Source organism: Streptomyces sp. NPDC031274, assembly GCF_055570235.1.
Genome location: NZ_JBVIHP010000036.1, coordinates 36,048 through 44,766, shown reverse-complemented (window position 1 = coordinate 44,766; position 8,719 = coordinate 36,048). Strand labels below are relative to the sequence as shown.

Below are 8,719 nucleotides of genomic sequence, written 5' to 3'. Positions count from 1 at the left end.
ACGGACCTTGGCCCCCCGCGGACCCCTGGCGTGAACCCATCCCCCCCCGGTACCCCACCCCACCTCCCCCCCACCCACCCCCCCCTCTCTCCCCCGTTGCCCTGGTGCGTACGTGCGAACGGTGCGCGGTGTCAGTCCGTGCCGGACTCCATCGCGGCACGGTCCAGCATCGACTCTTCCTCCGTGACCTCGCCGCGCGAGGCGATCGCCTCGGCTCCGCCGCCGTCCATGGCGCCGATCAGACCGGTCGACGCGGCCTGCGCGGCGCCGATCGGCGTCGGGTGGCCGGAGCCGACCAGGCCGAGGCCCGCGTACTGCTCGAGCCGCGCACGGGAGTCGGCGATGTCCAGGTTGCGCATGGTGAGCTGGCCGATCCGGTCCACCGGGCCGAACGCCGAGTCCTCGGTCCGCTCCATGGAGAGCTTGTCCGGGTGGTAGCTGAACATCGGGCCCTGGGTGTCGATGATCGAGTAGTCCTCGCCGCGCCGCAGCCGCACGGTCACCTCGCCGGTGACGGCCGCGCCGACCCAGCGCTGCAGCGACTCACGGATCATCAGCGCCTGCGGGTCCAGCCAGCGACCCTCGTACATCAGCCGCCCGAGGCGCCGGCCCTCGTTGTGGTACGCGGCAAGGGTGTCCTCGTTGTGGATCGCGTTGACCAGGCGCTCGTAGGCGATGTGCAGGAGGGCCATGCCGGGCGCCTCGTAGATGCCGCGGCTCTTGGCCTCGATGATCCGGTTCTCGATCTGGTCGGACATGCCGAGGCCGTGCCGCCCGCCGACCGCGTTGGCCTCCATGACGAGGTCGACCGGGGAGGCGAACTCCTTGCCGTTGATCGTGACCGGGCGGCCCTGGTCGAAGCCGATCGTCACGTCCTCCGTGTCGATCTCCACCGACGGGTCCCAGAACCGCACACCCATGATCGGGTCGACCGTCTCGAGCCCGGTGTCGAGGTGCTCAAGGGTCTTGGCCTCATGGGTGGCGCCCCAGATGTTGGCGTCCGTGGAGTACGCCTTCTCCGTCGAGTCCCGGTAGGGCAGCTCGTGCGCGACCAGCCACTCCGACATCTCCTTGCGGCCGCCGAGCTCCGTGACGAAGTCCGCGTCCAGCCAGGGCTTGTAGATCCGCAGGTACGGGTTGGCGAGCAGCCCGTACCGGTAGAACCGCTCGATGTCGTTGCCCTTGAAGGTGGAGCCGTCGCCCCAGATCTGCACCCCGTCCTCCAGCATCGCCCGCACCAGGAGCGTGCCGGTCACGGCACGGCCGAGCGGCGTGGTGTTGAAGTAGGGGCGACCGCCCGACCTGATGTGGAACGCGCCGCAGGCAAGCGCCGCAAGGCCTTCCTCGACCAGCGCGGCTCGGCAGTCGACGAGGCGGGTGATCTCGGCGCCGTACGCCGAGGCACGGCCGGGCACGGAGGCGATGTCGGGCTCGTCGTACTGGCCGATGTCGGCGGTGTACGTGCACGGGACGGCGCCCTTGTCACGCATCCAGGCGACGGCGACGGAGGTGTCGAGACCGCCGGAGAAGGCAATGCCGACGCGCTCGCCGGTGGGCAGGGAGGTGAGGACCTTGGACATAGGAAGAGTATGCATGACTTCGCATGACCATGCAACGTTGGTCGCCCAGAGCGACCGAACCGGGCCACGGCAACTGGGGCGCCGGGCCATGCCGCCGACAGCAGGCCGTACCGCCCCACGCTGATGACAGGCCGCACCGGCCTAATGCTTAGGATGTGCAAGTGCACGATTACCGCATCAGGACGGCCACCGCCGACGACCTCGACGCCGCACGAGCCGTCATGCTCGACACCGTTTACCACGACTTCGGCACGGGGTACGTGCCGCGCTGGCACGTCGACATCATCGACCTCGACGGCGCGTACCTGAGCCCGGCCCGCCACACACTGCTCGTCGCGGTGGACCAGCGGGACGGGTCAATCGCCGCCACGGCCGCGCTCGACTCACGCGGCCCCGCGCATCCGCCGAACCCCGGCTGGATCGCCGAACGCTTCCCCTCGGGCGAGACGGCGCAGCTGCGGCGCGTCTACGTACGCGCCGAGCACCGGCGGCGCGGCCTGGCCCGGCGACTGGTCGGCGAGCTCCTTGACTTCGCCGCGGCGGACGGCGGGTACCGGTCCGTATATCTGCACACCGATCCCGCGGTGACCGGCGCCGAGGGCTTCTGGCGCTCACTGGGAAAGATCGTGCACGACGAGCGCGAGGACTCCGGCGCATCGCGCGTCGTGCATTTCGAAGTGCCGATGCGCCCCTGACCCTCCAGCGCTCCCCGGACGTGCGGCCCAGCCACCCCCTCCAGCCGTAATGGAAATGGTTGTCATGTAACCTCTGTGGCTGCTGCCGCACTTACGGACACACACCACCCCGAGAACGAGGACCATGCGCTCCGTCCGCCACCGCCCCCTCATAGCAGGACTACTCGTCGCTCCCCTGCTCGCCGGCTGTTTCGCCGGCAAGAACGACTCGTCGGGCGACACCGAGGGCGGTGCCCGGCTCAAGGTCGCGCTGGCCTTCCCACCCTCCGAGAACTTCTCTCCGTACGGTGCCGACGCCACCCTCCTCAGCCGTCTCGGCGTCACCGAGGGCCTGACCAAGCTGGACGCGAACGGCACCGCCGCCCCCGCGCTCGCCGCGTCCTGGAAGCAGGAGAACGACCGCAGCTGGCTGTTCACCCTGCGCCAGGCCGACTTCCAGGACGGCACCCGGGTCACCCCTGCCGCCGTCTCGTCGGCCCTGACCCACGCGGCGCAGGCCAAGCCCGTCACGGCCGCCCTGTCGGGGGCGACTCTCACCGCCAAGCCCGTCGGCGACGACGGGGTCCGCATCACCACCGCCGACCCGGACCCGGCGCTCCCCCTGCGCCTGTCGAGCCCCGGCCTCGCCGTGCTCTCCGCGAAGGCGTACGAGAAGGGCGACAAGGTCAGTCCGGTCGGCACCGCCACGGGACCCTTCGAGCTCACGAAGACCACCGGCGCCACCGCGGCCACCCTCGACCGCTTCGACGGCTACTGGGACGGTCGCGCCCAGGCGTCCGGCGTCGACGCGAGGTTCATCGCCGACGGCACCGCCCGCACGAACGCGCTGCGCACCGGCGACGTGGACATCGCCGAGGCCGTCCCCGTCTCCCAAGCCGCGTCCCTCGACAAGGGCCACGGCCGCGAGACCGCCACGGCGCGCACCACGGCGCTCCAGCTCAACACCGAGAAGGGCGCCTTCAAGGACCCCGGCCTGCGCGCCGCCGCCCGCGCCGCGATCGACACGTCCGCGCTCGCCAAGGACGTGTACGAGGGCCACGCCGACACCGGCAAGGGCATCTTCGGCCCCGCCCTGACCTGGGCCGACGGAAAGCGCGACAAGCCCGAGGGACAGCCACGGGCCACGGCACCCGCCGGGAAGTCGATCACCCTGGGCACGTACGACAACCGGCCCGAGCTGCCGGAGGTCGCCCAGGTGCTCAAGCAGCAGCTTCAGAAGGCCGGATTCAAGGTGACGCTGGAGGTCCGTGAGTCCTCCCGCATCGAGGGCGACGCACTGGCCGGGAAGTTCGACGCGTTCGTCGGCGCCCGCAACACCATGCTCGACACCGGCGACCCCGTGTCGGTCCTCGCCAGCGACTACACCTGCGACGGCAGCTACAACCTCTCGCTGCTGTGCGACTCGTCGGTGGACAAGGCCGTGAAGAAGGCCGAGAACACGGCCGACACGGCGAAGCGGCAGGACGCGACCATGGCCGCCGAGGCCGCGATCCTCGGCACGGACGCCGTCGTACCGCTGGTCCACCAGCGGATCATCACGGGCGTCGGCGGCTCGGTGCGCGGCGAGATCCTCGACCCGTACGAGCGGACGCTGGTCGGCACCGGCACGAGGCGCTGAGGGCCGCGTGCGCAGCCTCACCCGCACGGGCGGACCGGCGCTGCTCTGGCGCGTGGTCCTCGCCGCGGCGCTGCTGTGCGGAATCGGTCTGCTGCCCTGGCTCTCCCGCACCGACCCGGCGCTCACCGTACTCAAGGCCCGGGCCGCCGAGCGCACACCCACCCCCGAGGTCCTGGCGTCCATCCGCGCCGAACTCGGCCTCGACGAGGGCCCGTCGCATCTGCTCGGCCAGTGGACGGGCGGACTCCTTCACGGGGACGCGGGGCGATCGTGGATCTCCGGCGAAGCGGTACTGCCCTCCGTCGTGCAGTCCCTGGGCGTCTCGTTGCTCCTCATGTCCGTGGCGCTGGTGGTGGCCGTCGTCACGGCAGGCGCGGTGTGCGCCCGCACACTGTGGCTCGGCCCCCGCCGTCGGCTCGCCGGGCGCCGTCGTTCCGGCGGCGGTGCGGCGATCCTTGCCGCGCTCCCCGAGTTCCTGATCGCCTCGGTGCTCGCCACCGTGGTCGGCGTGCATCTGGGCCTGCTGCCCGCCCTCGGCTGGTACGGGCCCCAGTGGATGGTGCTGCCCGCCGTATCGCTCGGCCTGCCCGCCGGGGCGCTGCTCGGGCGGCTCCTCGACGACCTGCTGCCCGGGGCGTTCGCCGAACCCTGGGCGCGGGCCGCCGCGGCCCGCGGCATCCCGAGCAGACGCATCGCGTGGCAGGCGCTGCGCCGCTGCGTACCCGGCCTGCTGCCGAACCTCGGCCTGTTCCTCGTGGGCCTGACCGGTGGCGCGGTCGCGGTGGAGCAGATCTTCGACATTCCCGGGCTCGGCCGCTCCACTCTGCAGGCCGCGGTGGCACAGGATCTGCCCGTCCTTCAGGCAGGCGCTCTCGCCCTCGTGCTGCTCGCCGCCGTGACGGGCGGTCTCTTCCGCCTCGCGGCCCGGCTCACGAGCGGTCCCGCCCTGCGCGACGGCGCGCTGCCGACCCTGCACAGCCCGGCGCCACCCGCCCCGAGCCGACTGCCCTTCCTGTACGGCGGGGTGCTGTTGGGCGTCATCCTGCTCAGCCTCACCCGGGATCCCCTCGCCCTGGACACCGCGGCCCGCCTCCAGGCCCCTTCCTGGGCGCACCCGTTCGGTACGGACGCACTGGGCCGCGACGTCCTTGCCCGGGTCGGGCACGGCGCGCTCCACACCCTCGCCCTGGCCCTGGGGATCAGCGCCTTCGCCCTGGTGGCCGGCGTCCTGCTCGGTCTCCTGCCCCGGTTCTCCGGCCCGCTCCTCGACACGCTCAACGCCGTGCCGCCGACGCTCGCGGGCCTCCTCGTCGCCGGTGTCGCGGGCAGTGGAGCGGCCACCCCCGCCATCGCGGTGGCCGCCGTCGCCTGGGTCCCCCTGTCCGCCCACACCGCCGCCCTGCTCCTCCAGGAGCGCGCCACCCTCCACCTGGCGGCGACCCGGAGTCTGGGCGCGGGCCGTCGGCACCAGCTCAGGCGCCATCTGCTGCCCGCGGTCCTGCCGCCCGTCACCCGCCACGCGCTCCTTCGGCTCCCGGGCGTCGCGCTGGCCCTGGCCGCCCTCGGCTTCCTGGGCCTCGGCGCCCAGCCCCCGTCCCCCGAGTGGGGTCTTCTCCTCGCCGAGAGCCAGCCCTACGCCGAACGCGCCCCCTGGGCACTGCTCGCCCCGGCAGCCGCGCTCGCCCTCCTGGGAGCCCTCGCGGTGACGGCGGCGGGCGGCGTACAGGTTCCTCGGTGGCTGCGGCGGAGGCGTCGGCCCGACCACGCGCTCGCCGTGGGCGAAGTGCGGCCTCCTGAACGCGAGTTGAGCACAGCCGGGGCGGCTGCCCGGTGAAGCGAGAACAGCCCCTCCCCGCCCCGCCACGGACCCGGACCCGCACCCGGACCCGCACCCGGACCCGCACCCGGACCCGGACCCGGACCCGGACCACGAAGCGTTGGCGCCACGAACGGACCTGGTCGAGCTTGTCTCCCTTGCTCCGACTGCTGATCCTGACCCAACTGGCCTTCAACATCGGCTTCTTCCTCGTTCTGCCCTTCCTGGCGGAGCACCTGGGCGCGGCGATCGGCATGGCGGGCTGGCTGGTCGGCCTCGTGCTCGGCCTGCGGACGTTCAGCCAGCAGGGGCTCTTCGTCGTGGGCGGCGCCCTGACCGACCGCTACGGCGTGCGGCCCGTCGTCCTCACCGGCTGTCTGCTGCGGATCGCCGGTTTCGCCTGGCTCGGTCACGCGCAGCAGACGTGGTCGGTCATCGGCGCGGTACTCCTGATCGGCTTCGCCGCCGCCCTGTTCTCGCCCGCCGTCGAATCCGAGGTCGCCCGGCAGGCGGTGCTCTGGGAGGAGGCAGGACGCGGCCCGCGTACCCGCGTCCTGGCCCTGCTCACCGTGGCGGGCCAGGCCGGCGCGTTCGTCGGTCCGCTCCTCGGCGCGCTGCTGCTCTCCGTCGACTTCCGCACCGTCTGCCTCGCCGGATCCGGGGTCTTCGTCCTCGTACTTGCCGGGCACCTGTGGCTGTTGCCCCAGCGCATACCCGGGCGGGAGCGGACCCGCGTACAGGGAGGCGTACGCGACATGCTGCGCAACCGCCGCTTCCTGGCGGTGTGCGGTGCGTACGGCGCATATCTCCTGGCGTACAACCAGCTCTATCTCGCACTCCCCCAGGAGGTGGAGCGCACGGCCGGGTCGCAGGCGCCGCTGGCCTGGCTCTTCGCCCTCTCCTCGCTGCTTGTGGTGACCGCGCAGCTGCCGGTCACCCACTGGGCGGCGGACCGGCTCGATCTGCGGCGCTCCATGGCGGCCGGGCTCGTGCTCATCTCCGTCGGGTTCGCCGTCGTGGCCCTCGCGCGCCCGGCCGCCCGGACCGGTGTCGCCGGGCTGCTGCCCGCCGCCGCCTTCGTCGTCCTCCTCACCCTCGGCCAGATGCTGGTCGCACCGGCCGCCCGCGCCTGGGTCCCCGACCTGACTCCCGACGGCAGGATCGGCCTCTACACGGGGGCCCTGTCCTCGGTCTCCGGCCTGATCGTCCTCGCGGGCAGCGCCGCGACCGGCTCGCTCCTCGACGCCGGTCTTCCGTCCTGGGCGCCTTGGCTCGCGCTCGCCGCGATCCCGCTCCTGGCCGTGGCACTCCTGCCCGGTCGCAGCCGCGCCCCGGTCCCGTCAACCGGCTGACGCACCGGGCATCGCCGGGGCCATGAGGGCGGCCAGCTCCTCCGGTGTGCGCGGCCCGTCGCCGTCCCCGTCCAGCAGGCCCTTCGTCCGCAGCAGCTCCGAGACGGCGATCCCCCACGGCAGGCGAAGTCCCGCCCGCGCCAGGAGATCCCGTCGGGCGAGCATCTCCGCGACCGGCCCGGTGCGCACTCCCGAGGGGGTGAGCAGCGCCGCGTCGTCGGCCCAGCGGAGGGCCAGATCCACATCGTGGGTGGCCATGACCACGGTCGTCCCCGCGTCCCGCAGTCCTTGCAGGGTGGCCAGGAGCCGCTCCTGGCCGTCCGGGTCGAGTCCGGCGGTCGGCTCGTCGAGGATCAGTACGCGGGGGCGCATCGCCACGGCACCCGCGATGGCCGTCCGCTTGCGCTGGCCGTAGGAGAGCAGATGGGTGGGGCGGTCCGCCAGCGCGCCGATGTCGAGCGCGGCGAGCGCCTCGGCGACCCGCGCCCGGACCTCGGCGTCGGGCAGCCCGAGGTTCAGCGGCCCGAAGGACACGTCCTGCTCCACCGAGGCGGCGAACAGCTGGTCGTCCGGGTCCTGGACGACCAGCTGGACAGTGGTGCGCAGCCGGGTCAGACCCTTGCGGTCGTACGTCACAGGGACGCCCACGACGCTCAACCCGCCCCGGTCGGGGCGCAGTCCGCCGCTCAGCAGCCGCATGAGAGTGGTCTTGCCGCTGCCGTTGCGCCCGAGCAGCGCGAGAGCGCGTCCCTCGGTGACATCGAAGTCGAGGCCGCTGAGCACGGTCGGCCCCTCCTCGTACGCGTAGGAAGCAGCGCGCAGAGCGACCAAGGCCGCGCCCGGCTCTCGCTCGCGAGGAGCACTCGGCTCGCTCGGACAGCTCGGGGCGCTCGGCTCGCTCGGGTCGCTCATGGAAGGAGCCTTTCCAGTACGAGGGTGAGGACCGCGAGGCCCGTGAGGAGTACCGCGCTGGCGGCCACGAAACCGCGGGAGATCCGGGCTTCGGGCACAAGGACGCGCAGGGTTCCGTCGTAGCCGCGTCCGGCGAGCCCGGCCTGCAACCGGGTCGCCCGGTCGAAGGCCCGCACGAACGCGGTGGCCGCCAGGGAGCCGAGGGAGCGCCAGGTGGCGGCCCGGGTGGTGTGGCCGAGCCGAGCGGCCTGCGCCTGCCGGATCCGGCTCATGGAGTCCAGGAGCAGGAAGCTCATCCGGTACATGACCAGGGCCACGTCCACGACCGGCGCCGGAACGCCCGCCTTCACCAGGCGGGGCAGCAGATCCGACATCGGTGTGGTGAAGGCGAACAGCAGGACGCCGAGCGAGGCCGCCGACGTGCGCAGGAGCAGACCGCCCGCTCGCGCGGGACCGCCGTCGGCGAGCGTGACGAACCCTCCGGTTCCGCCGAGTTGGACAATCAGGGTCAGGGCTCCGGTGACGCAGAAGCCGAGCGGTACGCGGTAGGCCCGCCACAGTTTGCGCGGCGGCACACCGGCAGGCCCGAGCAGCACGGCGAGCGCCGCGATCAGCACCAGGGCGGCACCGGGCCAGGGCGGCAGCGAGACGGCCAGGACAGTGAGGCCTAGCCCGAGAACAGCCTTGTCCACGGGGTGACGGCGGCGCCAGCGACTGCTGTGCGCCGCCGCGTCGATGGGCAGCAC

Annotated in this window: 7 protein-coding genes; 4 read left to right on the top strand and 3 right to left on the bottom strand. The window is 72.9% G+C overall.

Going from position 1 to position 8,719, the window contains the following annotated elements; translation table 11 throughout:
* Positions 1-131 precede the first annotated feature (131 nt).
* On the bottom strand, positions 132-1,580 hold the full coding sequence (gene argG / locus ACZ5CR_RS39150) for an argininosuccinate synthase (protein WP_468866809.1): 1,449 nt from the start codon (positions 1,578-1,580) through the stop codon (positions 132-134).
* 161 nt (positions 1,581-1,741) lie between these two features.
* On the opposite strand from argG, the gene ACZ5CR_RS39145 reads away from it, so the two are divergent.
* The 4 genes from ACZ5CR_RS39145 to ACZ5CR_RS39130 all read left to right on the top strand — a co-directional run bounded on the left by ACZ5CR_RS39145 (position 1,742) and on the right by ACZ5CR_RS39130 (position 7,061).
* Complete coding sequence (locus ACZ5CR_RS39145) at positions 1,742-2,275, top strand: GNAT family N-acetyltransferase (protein WP_468866807.1); 534 nt, start codon at positions 1,742-1,744, stop codon at positions 2,273-2,275.
* 124 nt (positions 2,276-2,399) lie between these two features.
* Positions 2,400-3,893 carry an ABC transporter substrate-binding protein gene (locus ACZ5CR_RS39140; protein ID WP_468866805.1) on the top strand — a complete coding sequence of 498 codons (1,494 nt, stop codon included), beginning with the start codon at positions 2,400-2,402 and terminating at the stop codon, positions 3,891-3,893.
* Between the two features lie 7 nt (positions 3,894-3,900).
* Positions 3,901-5,727 carry an ABC transporter permease subunit gene (locus ACZ5CR_RS39135; protein WP_468866802.1) on the top strand — a complete coding sequence of 609 codons (1,827 nt, stop codon included), beginning with the start codon at positions 3,901-3,903 and terminating at the stop codon, positions 5,725-5,727.
* A gap of 131 nt (positions 5,728-5,858) precedes the next feature.
* Positions 5,859-7,061, top strand: a complete 1,203-nt coding sequence (locus tag ACZ5CR_RS39130) for an MDR family MFS transporter (RefSeq protein WP_468866800.1) — start codon at positions 5,859-5,861, stop codon at positions 7,059-7,061.
* Here ACZ5CR_RS39130 and ACZ5CR_RS39125 read toward each other — a convergent pair.
* Together ACZ5CR_RS39125 and cbiQ are read right to left on the bottom strand one after the other, a co-directional pair.
* Positions 7,050-7,973 (bottom strand): energy-coupling factor ABC transporter ATP-binding protein, encoded by a 924-nt coding sequence (locus ACZ5CR_RS39125; protein WP_468866798.1) that lies wholly within the window; start codon positions 7,971-7,973, stop codon positions 7,050-7,052. The genes ACZ5CR_RS39130 and ACZ5CR_RS39125 overlap by 12 nt on opposite strands.
* The gene (cbiQ, locus tag ACZ5CR_RS39120) at positions 7,970-8,719 is read right to left on the bottom strand and encodes a cobalt ECF transporter T component CbiQ (RefSeq protein ID WP_468866797.1); all 750 of its coding nucleotides are present in this window, start codon (positions 8,717-8,719) and stop codon (positions 7,970-7,972) included. The genes ACZ5CR_RS39125 and cbiQ overlap by 4 nt, the downstream gene beginning before the upstream one ends.